This window comes from Streptomyces sp. NPDC096079 (assembly GCF_040303145.1).
GTDB lineage: Bacteria > Actinomycetota > Actinomycetes > Streptomycetales > Streptomycetaceae > Streptomyces.
In genome coordinates this window covers 474,227-490,496 of record NZ_JBEOST010000003.1, presented here as the reverse complement: position 1 = coordinate 490,496, position 16,270 = coordinate 474,227, and the positions used below count along the sequence as shown (strand labels likewise).

General features: G+C 73.1%; 14 protein-coding genes. 6 read left to right on the top strand and 8 right to left on the bottom strand.

Features of this window, described 5'->3' with window-relative positions:
• Nucleotides 1-149 precede the first annotated feature (149 nt).
• Nucleotides 150-1,283, top strand: coding sequence for a serine/threonine-protein kinase (locus ABTY59_RS09685; RefSeq protein WP_352018344.1), 1,134 nt, complete (start codon nucleotides 150-152; stop codon nucleotides 1,281-1,283).
• Nucleotides 1,284-1,451: 168 nt separating this feature from the next.
• On the opposite strand, the gene ABTY59_RS09680 is transcribed toward ABTY59_RS09685, so the two are convergent.
• Nucleotides 1,452-1,733 carry a hypothetical protein gene (locus ABTY59_RS09680; protein ID WP_352018343.1) on the bottom strand — a complete coding sequence of 94 codons (282 nt, stop codon included), beginning with the start codon at nucleotides 1,731-1,733 and terminating at the stop codon, nucleotides 1,452-1,454.
• 171 nt (nucleotides 1,734-1,904) lie between these two features.
• Here ABTY59_RS09680 and ABTY59_RS09675 point away from each other — a divergent pair, with 171 nt between their 5' ends.
• A complete protein-coding gene (locus ABTY59_RS09675; protein WP_352018342.1) occupies nucleotides 1,905-3,743 on the top strand; it encodes an alkyl/aryl-sulfatase in 1,839 nt (612 codons plus the stop codon).
• A 12-nt stretch (nucleotides 3,744-3,755) separates the two neighbouring features.
• Here ABTY59_RS09675 and ABTY59_RS09670 read toward each other — a convergent pair whose 3' ends face one another.
• Nucleotides 3,756-4,763 carry a YdcF family protein gene (locus tag ABTY59_RS09670; protein ID WP_352018341.1) on the bottom strand — a complete coding sequence of 336 codons (1,008 nt, stop codon included), beginning with the start codon at nucleotides 4,761-4,763 and terminating at the stop codon, nucleotides 3,756-3,758.
• Nucleotides 4,764-4,837: 74 nt separating this feature from the next.
• Entirely contained in the window at nucleotides 4,838-6,229 is a 1,392-nt protein-coding gene (locus ABTY59_RS09665) for a tetratricopeptide repeat protein (protein ID WP_352018340.1), read from the bottom strand.
• Nucleotides 6,230-6,395: 166 nt separating this feature from the next.
• On the opposite strand from ABTY59_RS09665, the gene ABTY59_RS09660 reads away from it, so the two are divergent.
• Together ABTY59_RS09660 and ABTY59_RS09655 are read left to right on the top strand one after the other, a co-directional pair.
• Complete coding sequence (locus ABTY59_RS09660; RefSeq protein ID WP_352018339.1) at nucleotides 6,396-7,463, top strand: Lrp/AsnC family transcriptional regulator; 1,068 nt, start codon at nucleotides 6,396-6,398, stop codon at nucleotides 7,461-7,463.
• 42 nt (nucleotides 7,464-7,505) lie between these two features.
• Entirely contained in the window at nucleotides 7,506-7,805 is a 300-nt protein-coding gene (locus ABTY59_RS09655; RefSeq protein WP_352018338.1) for a DUF6191 domain-containing protein, read from the top strand.
• Here the strand turns inward: ABTY59_RS09655 and ABTY59_RS09650 are convergent.
• Nucleotides 7,783-8,613, bottom strand: coding sequence for a class I SAM-dependent methyltransferase (locus tag ABTY59_RS09650; RefSeq protein WP_352018337.1), 831 nt, complete (start codon nucleotides 8,611-8,613; stop codon nucleotides 7,783-7,785). The genes ABTY59_RS09655 and ABTY59_RS09650 overlap by 23 nt on opposite strands.
• 62 nt (nucleotides 8,614-8,675) lie before the next feature.
• Between ABTY59_RS09650 and ABTY59_RS09645 the strand changes: the two genes are divergently transcribed.
• Nucleotides 8,676-10,502 carry a S9 family peptidase gene (locus tag ABTY59_RS09645; protein WP_502995346.1) on the top strand — a complete coding sequence of 609 codons (1,827 nt, stop codon included), beginning with the start codon at nucleotides 8,676-8,678 and terminating at the stop codon, nucleotides 10,500-10,502.
• A 23-nt stretch (nucleotides 10,503-10,525) separates the two neighbouring features.
• The gene (locus tag ABTY59_RS09640) at nucleotides 10,526-11,266 is read left to right on the top strand and encodes an SURF1 family protein (RefSeq protein WP_352018335.1); all 741 of its coding nucleotides are present in this window, start codon (nucleotides 10,526-10,528) and stop codon (nucleotides 11,264-11,266) included.
• 269 nt (nucleotides 11,267-11,535) lie between these two features.
• Here ABTY59_RS09640 and ABTY59_RS09635 read toward each other — a convergent pair whose 3' ends face one another.
• From ABTY59_RS09635 to ABTY59_RS09620, 4 genes are all read right to left on the bottom strand, one after another.
• Entirely contained in the window at nucleotides 11,536-12,777 is a 1,242-nt protein-coding gene (locus ABTY59_RS09635; RefSeq protein WP_352018334.1) for a hypothetical protein, read from the bottom strand.
• A complete protein-coding gene (locus tag ABTY59_RS09630; RefSeq protein ID WP_352018333.1) occupies nucleotides 12,774-13,502 on the bottom strand; it encodes a SigE family RNA polymerase sigma factor in 729 nt (242 codons plus the stop codon). Before ABTY59_RS09630 ends, ABTY59_RS09635 begins: the two co-directional genes overlap by 4 nt.
• Nucleotides 13,503-13,754: 252 nt before the next feature.
• Nucleotides 13,755-14,822 (bottom strand): aspartate-semialdehyde dehydrogenase, encoded by a 1,068-nt coding sequence (locus ABTY59_RS09625; protein ID WP_352018332.1) that lies wholly within the window; start codon nucleotides 14,820-14,822, stop codon nucleotides 13,755-13,757.
• On the bottom strand, nucleotides 14,819-16,090 hold the full coding sequence (locus ABTY59_RS09620) for an aspartate kinase (protein ID WP_352018331.1): 1,272 nt from the start codon (nucleotides 16,088-16,090) through the stop codon (nucleotides 14,819-14,821). Before ABTY59_RS09620 ends, ABTY59_RS09625 begins: the two co-directional genes overlap by 4 nt.
• Between the last annotated feature and the right edge of the window lie 180 nt (nucleotides 16,091-16,270).

Genomic DNA, 16,270 nt, shown 5'->3' with positions numbered 1-16,270 from the left:
GCCGACGACACCTTCCGTTCACCCGGACCACGGGTGTCGTGCACCGGCTGTGGGCGTGGAGGGGGGAGCGCGGCGAGAGGCGGGAGCGGGCGGCTCTACGCTGGTTCTCTTCCGTCAGGTTGATCGATCGTCGAAAGGGTGGTCTCCAGGTGCTGGTCGCGGACCGATATCGGCTTCATGTGTGTATCGGCCGGGGCGGCATGGGCGAGGTGTGGCAGGCCACCGACGAGGTCCTCGGCCGGTCCGTGGCCGTGAAGCTGATGCTGGCCCAGGCGACCGACCCGTCCGCCGGTGACCGCTTCCGCCTGGAGGCGCAGACCGCCGCACGGCTGAGTCACCCGCACGTGGTGGGCGTCTTCGACTTCGGTACATGGGACGGAAAGCTGTTCCTGGTCATGGAGTTGGTGGAGGGCGACAGCCTTCAGGGCAGCCCGACCGATCCGCTGATCATGCCGGCCGAGCGGGTCGCGGTCGTCGCCGCGCACGCCGCCGCCGGGCTCGCGGCCGCGCACCGGCAGGGTGTCGTGCACCGCGACATCAAGCCGGGCAACCTCCTCGTCGACGCCGAAGGCACCGTCAAGCTGGCCGACTTCGGCATCGCCCGGTTCGTCGACGACCCCTCGGCCGCACTCACGACGACGGGTCAGATCGTGGGCACGGGGCTCTACCTCGCGCCCGAGCGGGCCCTCGGGCAGCCCGCGTCCCCGGCCTCCGACGTGTACTCGCTGGGCTGTGTGCTGTACCAACTGCTCACGGGAAGACCCCCGTTCCGCGCCGACACCGCGACGGCCCTGCTCTACCAGCACATCGACACCGCTCCGGTGCCGCCGAGCCGGCTCGGGGCCGGGCTGCCGCCCGCCTTCGAGACGTATCTGCTGAGCCTGCTCGCGAAGCAGCCGGAGCAGCGGCCCTCGGCCCAGGCGATCGCGGACTGGTTCTCGTCCGGCGCCTGGCGCTCCTACCCCGGTGCCGTGATCCCGGGTCCGGCCCAGGCGCCCCATCAGCCCCCGCACACCCCCGGCCGGGCCGCCGCGGCCCCGAGGTCCGGCGGGCCCGCGCCGCTGCCCATGCCGGCGCCGGCGCACACGCCCGCGCCGACCCCGCCGCCGGTGAACCGGCCGCCCGTGACCCGGAGCGCGTCCGCCGCCCGGCGCCGCCCCGGCCCGGCGAGCAGCGGCGGGCTCGCGGAGCTGTCCCGGCGCCGTCCCCGCAAGACGGCAGCGGTCGCCGGGGCCATCGCCTTCGTGGTCTTCCTGATCATCGGGATGGCCTGGCTGTCATAGCCAGGTCTACCTGATCACCGGACGGCCCGGCTGTCATAGCCACGTCTTCCTGATCACCGGACGGCCCGGCTGTCATAGCCACGTCTTCCTGATCACCGGACGGCCCGGCTGTCATAGCCACGTCTTCCTGATCACCGGGACGGCCCGGCTGTCCCCGCCCCCGGCCGCTCAGTACGGTCTCGGCGCCATCACGTGCGCCTCCCCGTCCGTCTCCGCGAGCAGCAGGCAGCGCGGTACGCCGGGGCCCGGGGTCGCGCGGACGGTCACCGGTGTCGGCGGGTCGGTCGGCAGCTCGATGACGACGGTGACCGGCCGGTCGGAGCGGGTCGTCGCGTGGCCGGTCTCCTTGCCGTCGACGAGCACCTCGACGACGGGCGTGTGCCCGGTCTGCACGGTCGCGGAGACCGAGTGCCCGAGGTAGTCGATGTGGAAGTGGTGGCGTGCCCTCATGGGCCACCTCCGAACCGCCGGAATGGGGCACGCGCCGCCGGAACGGGGCGCGTACCTCCAGCGTAGGCACGGTCCGCCGGTCCCGCCGCTCCGAAGTGCGGTCGTAGTGGCCCGGTGTTCAGATGGACCGGTACGCAGATCAGCGCCCGCCCGGAACGGAGCATCTGGCCCATGAGCGACGCCCTGCCCTCCTTCGGGGACACCACCGACTTCGACAGCGCCGACCGGGGCTTCGTCGGCACCCTCGTCCCCGGGGTCGTGAAGGCCGGAGACGGCCGGGTGATCTGGGACAACGACGCCTACGCCTTCCTCAAGGGCGACTGCCCGGACACCGCTCATCCCAGTCTGTGGCGGCAGGGGCAGCTCGCGGCGCGCCAGGGCCTGTACGAGGTCACGGGGGGCGTCTACCAGGTCCGCGGCCTGGACCTCTCCAACATGACACTCGTCGAGGGCGAGCGCGGGGTGATCGTCATCGACCCGCTGATCTCCGTGGAGACGGCGGCCGCCGCCCTCGCGCTCTACCGGGAGCACCGGGGCGAGCGGCCCGTGACAGGAGTGATCTACACCCACTCGCACGGTGACCACTTCGGCGGGGTCCGCGGTGTCCTCCCGCACGGCAGCGAGGACGGCGTCCCGATCCTGGCCCCCGCCGGCTTCCTGGAGCACGCGGTCAGCGAGAACGTGTACGCGGGCGCGGCGATGACCCGCCGGGCGAGCTACATGTACGGCGTCGGGCTCCCGAAGGCGCCGGACGGCCAGATCGGCGTGGGCCTCGGCCAGGGCGCCTCCACCGGCACCATCAGTCTGATCCCGCCGACCGTGGACATCACGGAGACCGGGCAGCGGGAGACGGTCGACGGCGTGCGGATCGTCTTCCAGCTGACGCCGGGCACCGAGGCCCCGTCCGAGATGAACTTCCTCTTCCCCGACCACCGGGCCCTGTGCCTGGCGGAGAACGCCACGCACAACATGCACAACGTGCTCACCCTGCGCGGGGCGGTCGTCCGGGACTCCCGGATCTGGGCCCGCTACCTGGACGAGGCGATCGAGTACTTCCACGGCCAGTACGACGTGGGCTTCGCGTCGCACCACTGGCCGACCTGGGGACACGACAACGTGGTGCGGTTCCTGGCCGAGCAGCGCGACCTGTACGCGTACATGCACGACCAGACCCTCCGCCTGCTCAACGAGGGATGGACGGGCGCCGAGATCGCCGAGCGGATCGAGCTGCCGCCGGCCCTGGCGAAGGCCTGGCACGCCCGCGGCTACTACGGCTCGCTGAGCCACAACGCCAAGGCGGTCTACCAGCGGTACCTCGGCTGGTACGACGGCAACCCGGCGCACCTGTGGGAGCACCCGCCGGTGGAGCTCGCGCGGCGCTACGTGGACGTGGCGGGCGGCCCCGCAGAGGCGCTCGCCAAGGCCCGCGCGTACGCCGAGGGCGGCGACCTCCGGTTCGCCGCGACCCTGCTCGGCCACGTGGTGTTCGCCGACCCCGGGAACGAGGAGGCGAAGGGGGCCCTCGCCGGGGTGTACGAGAAGCTCGGGTACGGCGCCGAGAACGCCACCTGGCGGAACTTCTACCTGCGCGGCGCCCAGGAGCTGCGGCAGGGCGTCACGGGCGACATGGTCGACACGACGAACCCCGAGATGGCGATGGCCCTGACCGTCCCCATGCTGATCGACTCGATCGCGATCGCCGTCGACGGGCCGCGCGCCTGGGACGAGGACCTGACCATCGACCTGGTCCTGCTGGACGGCCCGACGGACGCGGGCGAGCGGCACCGCCTCACCCTGCAGCACGGCGCCCTGACCCACCGCGTGGTCGCCGAGCCCCGGACGCCCGCCGGCCTCGTCCTCACGCTCGGGAAGGCCCAACTGCTGGGGCTGCTCGACGGAAAGGGCCTTCAGGAGCTCGGGGTCGGGGTGGAGGGCGATCCGGGCCTGCTCGCCCGGCTCTTCTCGTACGTGACGAAGCCCGACGCCCAGTTCCCCATCGTCACCCCCTGACCGGCGGAGGAGTCACCGGATGAGCCACGCCAGGACGCCCAGCAGGATCAGCGTCAGACAGATCCCGAGGTTGACCACCTTGTACTGGAGGAAGACCGCGACGAACTCGCGGATCGTCGCCGAGGGCCAGAAGTAGGCGGCGGTCGGCGAGCCGACCACCTGTCCGTCGATCCCCGCTCTCCGCGCCATCAGGGCGGCCCGGAAGGCGTGGAAGTTGTTGGTGACGATCACGCAGGAGGAGCCCGGCCGGTCCCGCTCCATCAGCTCCTTGCTGAAGAGCATGTTCTCCTCGGTGGTGCGCGAGCGGTCCTCGCGCAGCACCGCCCCGGCCGGGAAGCCGCCGTCGATCAGGTAGTCGGCCATCGCGTGGGACTCGGGCAGCTCCTCGTCGGGGCCCTGTCCGCCGGAGGTGATGAGGACGGGCGCGTCCCCGCCGCGGGCGGCGAGCATCTCGAACACCTCCCGGCCCCGGTCCAGGCGGCTCGCGAGGAGCGGCGGCACCCGGCGACCCCCGATCAGTCCGGAGCCGAGGACCACCACGTAGTCGGCGTCGCGGCGGAGCCTCAACCGGCCGTACAGGTAGGCGTAGCCGACGAAGCACACGAACAGGAACGAGACGTAGCCGAGGAGCAGGAGGCTGGTCCCCGTGATCAGGCCCAGGACCGGGGAGCCGGTGGCCGCGGTCACCCCCGTCAGGGCCATGACCCCGAAGATGGCGAGTCCGGCGAGGAGCGCGAGCAGGTTGGCCGGGCTCCTGCCCTCTCTGCGGAGCATCTTCACGCCGTTGGCGCACAGCAGCCCGGCGAGGACGGCGGGGCCCAGGCCCAGCACGAGCACCAGGACGACCATCACGGTCTCGGCGAGCCCGGGAGGGGCGTCGTCGATCCCGGAGAGCAGGCCGATGCCGAGGAAGGTGACGGCGAGGCCCAGGTACACGGCGTTGCCGAAGCGACGCCGGTCGCGCAGGACGCCGACCATGGCGAGCAGGAGGCAGACGGCGGCCACGACGAAGGCGAACATGCCGACATCGTAGGCACCGGGACCGACGGCGGGGCGGGTGAACTCCGCGCCCTGTGGACAACCCGGTGCCGGACCTAGACCTCGCCCGACAGCGCGAACAGCCCCCGCCGCGCGCCCTCTTCGTACGCGCTCCGCAGCTCCGGGTCGAAGAGCAGCGCCCCGAGGGCCTCCTCGCCCCGGATGCGCGTGACCACGCAGTACTCCGCCGGACGGTACGAGGAGTCGAAGACCGAGTTCCGCAACAGGTCCACGGCCCCCAGGAGATGGGCCGCCGCGTCGTGCTGCCCCTCCATCGCCCGCATCTGTGCCAGGAGTTCCGCCGCGCAGGCCGCGCCCACCGCGGAACCGAGCCGCAGATGCTCGCGCAGCGCCCGCCGGGCGTACTCCGAAGCCCGCTCCCGGTCCCCGTCCCAGGCGCCGAGTTCGGCCCGTACGTGATAGGCCCAGGCCTCCGCGAACACGTCACGGCCCACCCAGGCCCGACGGCTCTCGCGGTCCAGGTCGCCCTGGTCGAGCGCCTCCTGCGCGCCCTCCGGGTCGGAGCGGCAGAGGGAGAGCGCGAGCCCGACCCAGCAGGCCCGCCGGGTCGGGCCGAACTCCGGGTGCTCCTCCATCAGGGCGAGGGCCTCCCGGAACTCGGCCGCCGCCGCGCGCGTGCGTCCCTGGTAGAGCGCGGTCGCTCCGCGCAGATGGGCCAGGAGCGACAGACATCGCTCGTCGCCGTCCCGTACGGCCGCGGCCCAGGCCTGGGCGAGGAGCGGATCGGCGTCCTCGGGGCGGCCCGACTCCAGCTCCAGGAAGGCGGCGAGCCACAGGGCGCGGGCGGGCGGCGGTCCCGGGTGCAGGCTGAGGGCGTGGCGCAGCCGGGTGCGGCCCTCGGCGATCCGCCCGCAGGCCACCCACAGGAACCACAGGGAGACCGCGATCTCGACGGACGTCTCGGCCTCGGCGCTCGGCGAGAGCGGCGCGGTCGTCGGGTCCATGGCGGCCGCCAGGTCGGGCAGTTCGCGCAGCGCGAGGTCCCGGGCGTCGATCTGCCGGCCCCGCTGCCACCAGTCGGCGGCGCGCCGGGCCACCTTCACGCACCACCTGCGGTGGTGCAGGAGGACGGCCCAGCGGTCACCGCGCGCGGTGAGCCGGCGGGCGCCGACGGCGCGCATCGGGTGCGGCATCCAGTAGCGGGGCAGGCCGTCCTCGCCGTCGAAGAGGTCGTCGACGGGGAGGAGGGCGAGGGGCGCGAGCCGGTCCAGGACGGCCTGTATCCGCCCTGCGGGCAGCGTGCCCGAGGCACAGACCTCGCGGACGGCCTCGCGGCCGAAGGCGCCCTCGAAGACGGACAGGCGTTCCCAGAGGAGCCGTTCGGCCGGTCCGCAGCTCTCGTACCCGCGCTCGGCGACGGCGACCTGGTCGAGACCGACGGGTTCGCCCCACAGGAGTGCGGTCTCCGGTGGTTCTCCTGCCCACATGTGCTTCCAGCCCCCGTGTCACGTCTCCGCCCCTTCTTCATGTGACTTAGGACGGATTTAATGGAAATCGGCCAGCGTCGCGGCTTGAATGCATTTGCCCCGGTCACATCCTGGGGCCTTCCCGTGCCCACACCCAGGGTTTCCCCGGGATCGACCAAGGAGGCACATGCATACCAGGGAATCCGTCCTGGGGGAGGCGGATCTGGCGCTGATCCACGCACTGCAGATCGCACCGCGCGCCAGCTGGACCCAGCTGTCCGCGGTGCTGTCCGTGAGCCCGGACACCCTGGCCCGGCGCTGGGAGACCCTCAGCGCGGGGGGATACGCGTGGAGTTCGCTGCTCACGGCGCGGCGGGGCACGGAAGGCACCCTCTACGCGTGGGTGGAGCTGGAGTGCGTCGCGGGCGACACCGAGGCGACCGCGATCGAGCTCGCCGAGGATCCGTACACCCTCGGCGTCCATCAGGTCACCGGCGACGCCGATCTGATGCTGCTCGTCAACTGCCCCGACCTGTACGCCCTCGACGGCTACCTCGCGGGCCGGGTGCGGCTCCTCCCCGGGGTGCTCAGGGCCCGCACCCAGGTCGTCACCCAACTCCACAACCGCCCCTACCGCTCGCGCATCGAACAGCTCACCCCGGTGCAGGCCCAGCACCTCCACGAGGTCACCGGCGGCGACCGCCGGGGCAGGATCCCCGCGCGCGCGTACCCGCCCGTCACGGAGCTCGACGAGCGGATCGTCGCCGAGCTGGCGGGCGACGCACGGCGCAGCGCCGCCGAACTGGCGCGCCAGTGCGGCACGAGCGAATCGACCGTACGGCGGCGGCTCGAAGCCCTCGGGGCGGCCGGCGTCCTGCACCACCACTGCCTGCCGGCCCCGCGCTTCTCCGGGCGGCCCGTGTGGGCGCTGGTCACGGCGCTCGTGCCGCCCCTGGACGTCGCCGAGTCCGTGGCCTCGCTGGCCCGGCTGCGCCAGACCCGGGTGGTCACCTCGGTCACCGGTCCGCACAACCTGGCCCTCGCCATGTGGCTCCGCACGGTCGAAGAGCTCCACGACGTGACGGCGGGTCTCGTACGGGCCGCGCCCGCGCTGCGGATCACGGGCACGGCGGTGTCCCTGCGCACGCACAAGATCGGCGCGCAGGTCATCGGCGCGGACGGGCGGCGCACCCATCACGTCCGGCCCGTGACAGGCGCGCGGACGGGCGGCGCACCCATCACGTCCGGCCCGTGACGGGCTCCTGACACGGCGGGCGGGACGTGTTCTGATGGCCGCATGGAGTTCGCCGTGTTCGTGACGCTGCCCGGTCTGGTCATCCTGCTGACCGCGGTCGCCTTCGCCGACCAGATCCTCCGCATGACGGGGCGCGGCAAGCGGACCGGCCAGGTCTCCTCGACGGGCTTCGAGCAGCTGCACGCCACCTTCTCGCAGGGCAAGCAGAACGAGCTCAAGGAGCGGCAGAGCGCCCTGGTGCTGCGCGACGACGAGGAGGACGGCGCCCCGCCGCGCCACTCGACGGTCGACCTCGGCGGCGGGCGGGCCGTGATCAGGATCAGGCCGGGCGCGACGCCTTGACCGAGTACATCAGGGGGATCCGGGGGCGGTCCGCGGGGAAGCGGTAGTAGCCGTCCTCGTGGCGCTGCAGGGCCCCGTAGCGGGGGAAGAGCGACGCCTCGTGCTCGTGCAGGAAGTCGATCCGCAGGCCCGCCCGCGCGAGCGCCGTGACGACCTCGCCGACCGGGTGCACCCACTCCACGCTGCGGTTGTTCACGGTGACCGCGTCGAGGTCGGCGTAGGTCCCGGGGCTGGTGTCCACCCACGGCTCGCGGACGAAGTAGTCGTGCACGACCCGGCTGCCGGTCTCGTCGTCGAGGGAGTCGGTCAGCGGGTGGAACTCCGCCACGTAGAGGAAGCCGCCCGGGGCGACGAGCGAGGCCGCGGTCTCCGCCCAGCGCTCGATGTCGGGCAGCCAGCACAGCGCCCCGCTGCCGGTGTACACGATGTCGTACGACCGGTCCGGGACGGCCTCGGCGGCGTCGTACACGTCGGCGGCGACGAAGGCGGCCCGCTCCTGCGGGAGGCCCAGGTCCGCGGCGAGCGAGCGGGCGGTCTCGACGGCCGGCTCGGAGAAGTCGAGGCCGACGACGTGGGAGGCGCCGTGCCGGGCCCAGGACAGGGTGTCCAGGCCGATGTGGCACTGGAGGTGGAGCAGGGAGCGTCCGGTGACGTCACCGACCTCCGCGAGCTCGAAGTCCCGCAGCGCGTCCCGCCCCTCGCGGAAGGCGTCGAGGTCGTAGAAGTCGCTGGCCGCATGGATCGGGACGCGCTCGTCCCAGCGTGCGCGATTGGCCTCGCGCCAGTCCTCGGGCGTCGGAGAGTACATGCCGGCGAGGTTATCCACAGGCTGCGGACGACGCGACCCGATTGTCCGTCGCGCGGAGCATGATGGATGCCATGACTACCGAGAGCAAGCACAGCGACACCCCCCTCTGGGAGCAGCGCTTCCGCGCGCCGCGGGTCTCCCTGCCCGAGTGGGCCGAGGAGGCCCCGGACCGCTCACTGTTCGTGTCCAACGCGACCGGGACGTACGAGCTGTACGCCTGGGACCGGGCGAGCGGCGGGCAGCGGCAGGTGACGGACCGGCCGAACGGGACGACGGACGGCACGCTGTCGCCGGACGGCGCCTCGATCTGGTGGTTCGCGGACACCGACGGGGACGAGTTCGGGGTGTGGATGCGCCAGCCGTTCGCGGGCGGGCCGGACGAGCCGGCGGTGCCCGGCCTCGCCGCCTCCTACCCGGCGGGACTCGCCATCGGCCGGGAGGGCACGCTCGTGGTGGGCCGCTCCACCGACGAGGACGGCTCGACGGTCCATCTCGTACGGCCCGGGGCCGCCGCCCCGGTCGAGATCTACCGGCACCGGGAGTCGGCCGGCGTCGGCGACCTCTCGTACGACGGCTCGCTGATCGCGATCGAGCACACCGAGCACGGCGACGCGATGCACTCCTCGCTGCGGGTGCTGCGCGCCTCCGACGCGGGCGTGGTGGCCGAGCTCGACGACACCAAGGGGGGCACGGAGGAGCTGGGCCTGACCGTCCTCGGCTTCGCCCCGCTGGCCGGGGACACCCGGCTGCTCGTCGGGCACCAGCGGCGCGGCCGCTGGGAGCCGATGCTGTGGGACGTGGCGACGGGCACCGAGACCGACCTCCGGCTCGACCTGCCGGGCGACGTGTCGGCGGAGTGGTACCCGGACGGCTCGGGGCTGCTGATCGTGCACGGCTTCGAGGCCCGCAGCGAGCTGTGGCGGTACGAGATCGCGACCGGGGCGCTGGTCCGGGTGGAGACCCCGGCCGGTTCGGTGTCGAGCGCGACGGCCCGGCCCGACGGCTCCGTGGAGTACCTGTGGTCCTCGGCCGCCGAGCCGCCGCTGGTGCGCTCCACGGCCGGCGGGGTCGTCCTGGACCCGCCCGGCCCCAAGGCGCCCCCGTCGGTGCCCGTGGAGGACGTGTGGGTGGACGGGCCCGGCGGCAGGGTCCACGCGCTGGTGCAGCGACCGGCACAGGGCGAGGGGCCCTTCCCGACGGTCTTCGAGGTGCACGGCGGTCCCGCCTGGCACGACAGCGACGCCTTCGCCTCGGGCCCGGCGGCCTGGGTGGACCACGGGTACGCGGTGGTGCGGGTCAACTACCGGGGCTCCACGGGGTACGGCCGGGAGTGGACGGACGCGCTCAAGCACCGGGTCGGGCTGATCGAGCTGGAGGACATCGCGGCGGTCCGCGCCTGGGCGGTGGCGAGCGGGCTCGCCGACGCGGAGCGGCTCGTGCTCGCCGGCGGCTCCTGGGGCGGCTATCTGACACTGCTCGGTCTCGGCACCCAGCCGGACGACTGGGCGGTCGGTCTCGCGGCCGTGCCCGTCGCGGACTACGTCACGGCGTACGAGGACGAGATGGAGGCCCTGAAGGCGCTGGACCGGACGCTCCTGGGCGGCTCGCCCGAGGAGGTGCCCGAGCGGTACGCGGCCTCGTCGCCGCTGACGTACGTGGACGCGGTGAAGGCCCCGGTGCACGTGTCGGCGGGCGTCAACGACCCGCGGTGCCCGATCCGCCAGATCGACAACTACGTCGACCGGCTCGCCGCGCGGGGCGCGGTCCACGAGGTGTACCGGTACGACGCGGGCCACGGCTCCCTGGTGGTGGAGGAGAGGATCAAGCAGGTCGCCCTGGACCTGGACTTCGCCGCGAGACACCTGGGGACCCGGCCGTCGGGGCGCTGAGCGGGCTTGCGTACCGTGGGAGCGTGTACCGGTTCCTGAGAACGCCCCGCTGGTGGGGGATCAACGTCTTCGTCCTCCTCGCGATCCCGTTCTGCCTGTTCATGGGGACTTGGCAGCTGGGCAAGTTCGAGGACCGTGTCGACACCCATCGGGAGGCCGAGCAGCGGCCCGCCGCGAGCTCGCTGAAGGCCGAGCCGCTGGACGATCTGCTGCCGGTGGACACGGAGACCTCGGGCCGCTCGGCGCGGGCCAGCGGCCGGTTCGGGGAGCAGTTCCTCGTGCCGGACCGCGATCTGGGCGGCCGGACCGGCGCGTACGTCCTGACGCTGCTGAAGACCGACGGGGGCCGTTCGCTGCCGGTGGTCCGGGGCTGGCTCCCCACGGGCGCGAAGGCCCCCGCCCCGCCGTCCGGCGAGGTCACGGTGGTGGGTGCGCTCCAGGCCTCGGAGAACCCGGGCACGAAGGGCGTCCACGCGGCGGGCGGGCTGCCGGAGGGGCAGCTCGGCATGATCAGCGCGGCGTCCCTGGTGAACGTGGTCACGGACGACGTCTACGACGCCTGGATCACCCTCGCGGACTCCCCCACCGGGCTCACGCCGGTCCCGGCGGTGGCCGCGGCGGGCACGAGCCTGGACGCGAAGGCCTTCCAGAACCTCGGGTACACGGCGGAGTGGTTCGTCTTCGCGGGCTTCGTCGTCTTCATGTGGTACCGCCTCCTCCGCCGCGAGGCGGAGGCCTCACGCGACGCGGCGCTGGGCCTGTAGGCCTCACGCGACGCGGGCTGGGCCTGTGGGCCTCGCGCGACGCGGGCTGGGCCTGTGGACCTCGCGCGAGGGGCGCTGGGCCGGTAGGCCCGGCCGTCCGCTGCCAGCCCAGGCCGGGCCTCAGCCCAGGCCGGGCCTCAGCCCAGACCCGGCCCAGCCCCGGCCGGGCCTCAGCCCAGACCCTGCCCAGACCCTTCCCAGCCCCGGCCCAGCCCCGGCCGGGCCTGCGCCTCAGCCCAGGCCCGGGCCTCGCGTCACCGGGTCGGGCCTCAGGAGGACAGGAGGCCCGTGCGGTAGACGGTGCCGGCGCAGGCGTTCGGGATGACGGCCGAGGCCACGGGGCCGCCCGGCTCCGCGGTGTGGCTGACCACGACGCTGCCGTCCTCCGTGCCGCCCTCCGCACGGAGCAACTGGGGCGCCGCGCCGGCACCGGCGCCCGCGCCCGCCTCCGAGCCCGATCCGTCGGCGCCGCCGGCGCCGCTCGTCGGGTCGTCCGTCGGGGTCGGCGGGGGCGTCGTCGGCGGGGGCGTCGTGACGGGCGGTTCGGTCGGGGGCGTCTGCGTGGGGGTCGGGGTGGTGGTCGTCGGGCAGGTCTCGCTGGGCACCCAGACGAACTTGACCTCGTAGCTGCCGCCCGGCTTCAGGACGAGCGCGGAGGACTCCTGCGAGGGGTCGGGCAGTCCGCCGCCGCCGTCTCCCGAGGTGTGCCGGGCGACCGCGATCAGCCCGGGGTCCGCCGCGCCGCGGGCCTCGATGCCGACGAGACCGGCGCCGTCGACCAGGCATGCCTGGCCGGAGACGTTGGAGATCCGGAACGTGCCGAACACCCGGCCGTCGCCCTCGGGGCCGCCGGCTCCGGCCGAGCCGACGCCGAGCTGGTCCGAGGTGCAGCGCGGGGCGGAGCCGGAGTCGCCGCCGAGCGTGGCCCGCGGGCCGTTGCCGGTGGCTCCGGTTCCGGGGCGCGGCGGCTTGCCCGAGGTGCCGTCGGTCTCGTCGGGGGCGGGCGAGACGCTGCTCGCGGGCGCCTTGGTGTTCTGGCCGCCCTCGACGCCGGTCTCGGTGCCGGTGCCGCCCTGGGACTGCTCGCCGTGGCCGGCGTTCACCGGGTTGGCGGCTGAGAGGCCGCCCGAAGCGGCGACGTGGACGAACGCGGGTACGGCCGTGCCGATGAGGACCGCGGCGGCCGCGGCGCCGACGATGGCCTGGCGCTTGCGGGCGCGGCGGGCGGGCACGGCGCGGCGCAGGTGCTCCAGGGAGCCCAGCGAGGGCTCCAGGCCGCCCACGGCTCCCTGGAACAGCCGCCGCAGCGCCAGCTCGTCGTCGCCCTCGTCGTGCCCGGGCTCGATCTTCACCATGCGCTGTCCACTCAGCTCGTCACGTACATCCAGGGCGTCGGGCTCTTCCGAGACCGCGCCGTTCCCGCTCGTCGTCCGGGCGGCATGGCTCTCGGGGACGTCGTCGCCGTCACGGTTCTCGTGGGCCACGCCGTCCCCGCCGGGTGCCTCGCTCATGTCGTCGCTCCCATCGCGACGCGCAGCGCCGCGATGCCCCGCGATCCGTACGCCTTCACCGAGCCCAGGGATATCCCCAGCGTCTCGGCGACCTGAACCTCGGTCATGTCGGAGAAGTACCGCAGGGCGAGCACCTCGCGCTGGCGCCGCTGGAGGCCGCGCATCGCCTTGATGAGGTCCTCGCGCTCCAGCTGCTCGTACGCCCCCTCCTCCGCGCTGGCCATGTCCGGCATCGGCTTGGACAGCAGCTTGAGGCCGAGGATGCGGCGGCGCAGCGCGGACCGGGAGAGGTTCACGACGGTCTGGCGCAGATAGGCGAGGGTCTTCTCCGGCTCACGGACCCGCTTGCGGGCCGAGTGGACGCGGATGAAGGCCTCCTGGACGACGTCCTCGCAGGAGGCCGTGTCGTCGAGGAGCAGCGCCGCGAGACCGAGCAGCGACCGGTAGTGGGCGCGGTAGGTCTCGGTCAGGTGGTCGACGGTGGTGCCGGCGGCCGGGACGGCCTCGGCGCTCTTGCGGGGCGACGGGATGCCGTCCACCCCGCCGGCACGGGATCCGGTGGGCACGGGAGCGATCACCGGCATGCCGCCGAGCCCGCGCGTGCGCCGGGGCGGACGGACCGCTGAGCCGCGCACGGCGATGCCGGCGCCGCTCCGCACGGGGAGCACCGCCGTGCCCCCGCCGCGCAGCGGGGCGATGGTCGCGATGTCGAGTACCTCTGCCACGCCTGTTGGACACGCTTCCCCCCGGCAGGGTTGTACGCGTACGCCACCCTTTTTGACGGTGAGCTGTTCGTCCTCATGCGTAACCGTTCTCCCCCGATGCCCCGTTTCCAGCGTGTCCCGCGCCACACGGTCGTGGGTGCACGCAGAGACGCGCCCCGCCCAACTCTGGTTGCAGAACGGGGGAAGTGCATCGTCAGCCACGGCATCGCCGCAGTTCAAGAGGTATCTGACGCCTTTTTGCTCACAGCTCGTTCACAGATCCCACAAATCAGTGACAAGCGCTTCCGCGATCTGAAGCGCGTTCAGGGCCGCGCCCTTGCGGAGGTTGTCGGCGCAGACGAAGAAGTCGAGCGCCCGCTCGTCGTCGAGGGAGCGCCGGACCCGGCCGACCCAGGCGGGGTCGGTGCCGACGACGTCGGCGGGGGTGGGGAAGTCGCCCGCGGCCGGGTCGTCGTAGAGGACGACCCCGGGCGAGGTGGCGAGGACCTCGTGGGCGCGCGCGACGGGGACGGGGTGCTCGAAGCGCGCGTGGACGGAGACGGAGTGGCCGGTCACGACGGGGACGCGCACGCAGGTGGCGGCGATCCGGAGGCGCGGCAGGCCGAGGATGCGGCGGGTCTCGTCGCGGACGTGCTCCTCCTCGGAGGAGGCGCCGTCGGCGCCGGGGGTGCCGGACCAGGGCAGCACGTTGAGGGCGAGGGGGCCGGGGAAGGGGCCGGTGTTCTCGCCGACGGCCCGTCGTACGTCTCCGGGGTGGGTGCCCAGGTCGTCGTCGGCGGCGACCAGGCCGAGCTGGGCGCGGAGCGCTTCGACGCCGGCCTGTCCGGCGCCCGCGCCGCTGGCGGCCTGCTGGGCGGTGACGACGAGCTCGGCGATCCCGAACTCGGCGTGCAGGGAGCCCACGGCGACGATCAGCGCGAGGGTGGTGGAGCCGGGTCCGGCGACGATGCCCCGGGGGCGGACCCGGGCGGCGTGCCCGTTGAGCTCGGGGACGACGAGCGGCACGTCGGGGTCGGCCCGGAAGGCGGCGGAGGTGTCCACGACGACGGCGCCCTTGGAGACGGCGACGGGCGCCCAGCGGGCGGCAACGTCCTCGGGCACCAGGAAGAGGGCCAGGTCGACGCCGTCGAAGGCCTCCTCGCCCAGCGCGAGGACCTCGCACTCCTCCCCGCGCACGGAGGCCTTGCGGCCGGCCGAACGCGGGGAGGCGACGAGGCGTATCTCGCCCCAGACGTCCGCGTGGTGCGTGAGCATCTGGAGCATCACCGAGCCGACCGCTCCGGTCGCTCCCACGACCGCGAGCGTCGGCTTCGGGGTCATCGGCCGGTGCCTCCGTAGACGACGGCCTCGTCCGAGTCGCTGTCCAGACCGAAGGCGGTGTGGACGGCGCGCACGGCCTCGTTGACGTCGTCGGCGCGGGTGACGACCGAGATGCGGATCTCGGAGGTGGAGATCAGCTCGATGTTCACGCCCGCGTCGGAGAGCGCGCGGAAGAAGTCCGCGGTGACGCCCGGGTTCGTCTTCATGCCGGCGCCGACCAGGGAGATCTTGCCGATCTGGTCGTCGTAGCGGAGCGAGTCGAAGCCGATCGCGGTCTTCGCCTTCTCCAGGGCGTCGATGGCCTTGCGGCCCTCGGCCTTGGGGAGGGTGAAGGAGATGTCCGTGAGGCCGGTGGCGGCGGCGGACACGTTCTGCACGATCATGTCGATGTTGATCTCGGCGTCCGCGACGGCACGGAAGATGGCCGCGGCCTCGCCCGGCTTGTCCGGCACGCCGACGACGGTGATCTTCGCCTCGGAGGTGTCGTGGGCGACGCCCGAGATGATGGCCTGCTCCACCTTGCGGTCCCCTTGCGGCTCGTTGCTGACCCACGTGCCCTGCAGACCCGAGAAGGACGAGCGGACGTGGATCGGGATGTTGTAACGGCGTGCGTACTCGACGCAGCGGTGCAGCAGCACCTTGGAGCCGGAGGCGGCGAGCTCCAGCATGTCCTCGAAGGAGATCCAGTCGATCTTCTTCGCCTTCTTCACGACGCGCGGGTCGGCCGTGAAGACACCGTCGACGTCGGTGTAGATCTCGCAGACCTCGGCGTCGAGCGCCGCGGCGAGTGCCACGGCGGTGGTGTCGGAACCGCCGCGGCCCAGCGTGGTGATGTCCTTCTTGTCCTGGGACACACCCTGGAAGCCGGCGACGATGGCGATGTTGCCCTCGTCGAGGGCGGTGCGGATCCGGCCCGGCGTGACATCGATGATGCGCGCTTTGTTGTGAACCGAGTCGGTGATGACACCGGCCTGGCTGCCCGTGAACGACTGGGCCTCGTGGCCCAGGTTTTTGATCGCCATGGCCAGCAGGGCCATGGAGATCCGCTCTCCGGCGGTCAGCAGCATGTCGAACTCACGCCCGGCAGGGATCGGGGATACCTGCTCGGCGAGATCGATCAACTCGTCCGTCGTGTCGCCCATCGCGGAAACCACGACGACCACCTGGTGGCCGTTCTTCTTGGCGTCCACGATCCGCTTGGCGACGCGCTTGATGCCTTCGGCATCGGCAACGGAGGAGCCTCCGTACTTCTGCACGACAAGGCCCACGTGCGCTCCTCGCTCAGTCTGTGCCGCAGCCGGCGCTGCGATCGGCTCAGTCTAACGAGGGACCCGGAAACGCCAGGGTGATATCGCATGGTGAGACGCGCTGCTCGCGGAGTGATCACGGGGCGGTTCCACGAGGGCCCGGACCCGCACCCGGGCCGTCAGGCACGCTCGCCGGAGCCC

Excerpts from the sequence above, each read along its gene's own strand:
- ABTY59_RS09680 (WP_352018343.1), bottom strand. The coding sequence starts at position 1,733 with ATGAGGGCACGCCACCACTTCCACATCGACTACCTCGGGCACTCGGTC.
- ABTY59_RS09675 (WP_352018342.1), top strand. The coding sequence starts at position 1,905 with ATGAGCGACGCCCTGCCCTCCTTCGGGGACACCACCGACTTCGACAGC.
- ABTY59_RS09670 (WP_352018341.1), bottom strand. The coding sequence starts at position 4,763 with ATGTTCGCCTTCGTCGTGGCCGCCGTCTGCCTCCTGCTCGCCATGGTC.
- ABTY59_RS09665 (WP_352018340.1), bottom strand. The coding sequence starts at position 6,229 with ATGTGGGCAGGAGAACCACCGGAGACCGCACTCCTGTGGGGCGAACCC.
- ABTY59_RS09660 (WP_352018339.1), top strand. The coding sequence starts at position 6,396 with ATGCATACCAGGGAATCCGTCCTGGGGGAGGCGGATCTGGCGCTGATC.
- ABTY59_RS09655 (WP_352018338.1), top strand. The coding sequence starts at position 7,506 with ATGGAGTTCGCCGTGTTCGTGACGCTGCCCGGTCTGGTCATCCTGCTG.
- ABTY59_RS09650 (WP_352018337.1), bottom strand. The coding sequence starts at position 8,613 with ATGTACTCTCCGACGCCCGAGGACTGGCGCGAGGCCAATCGCGCACGC.
- ABTY59_RS09645 (WP_502995346.1), top strand. The coding sequence starts at position 8,676 with ATGGATGCCATGACTACCGAGAGCAAGCACAGCGACACCCCCCTCTGG.
- ABTY59_RS09635 (WP_352018334.1), bottom strand. The coding sequence starts at position 12,777 with ATGAGCGAGGCACCCGGCGGGGACGGCGTGGCCCACGAGAACCGTGAC.
- ABTY59_RS09625 (WP_352018332.1), bottom strand. The coding sequence starts at position 14,822 with ATGACCCCGAAGCCGACGCTCGCGGTCGTGGGAGCGACCGGAGCGGTC.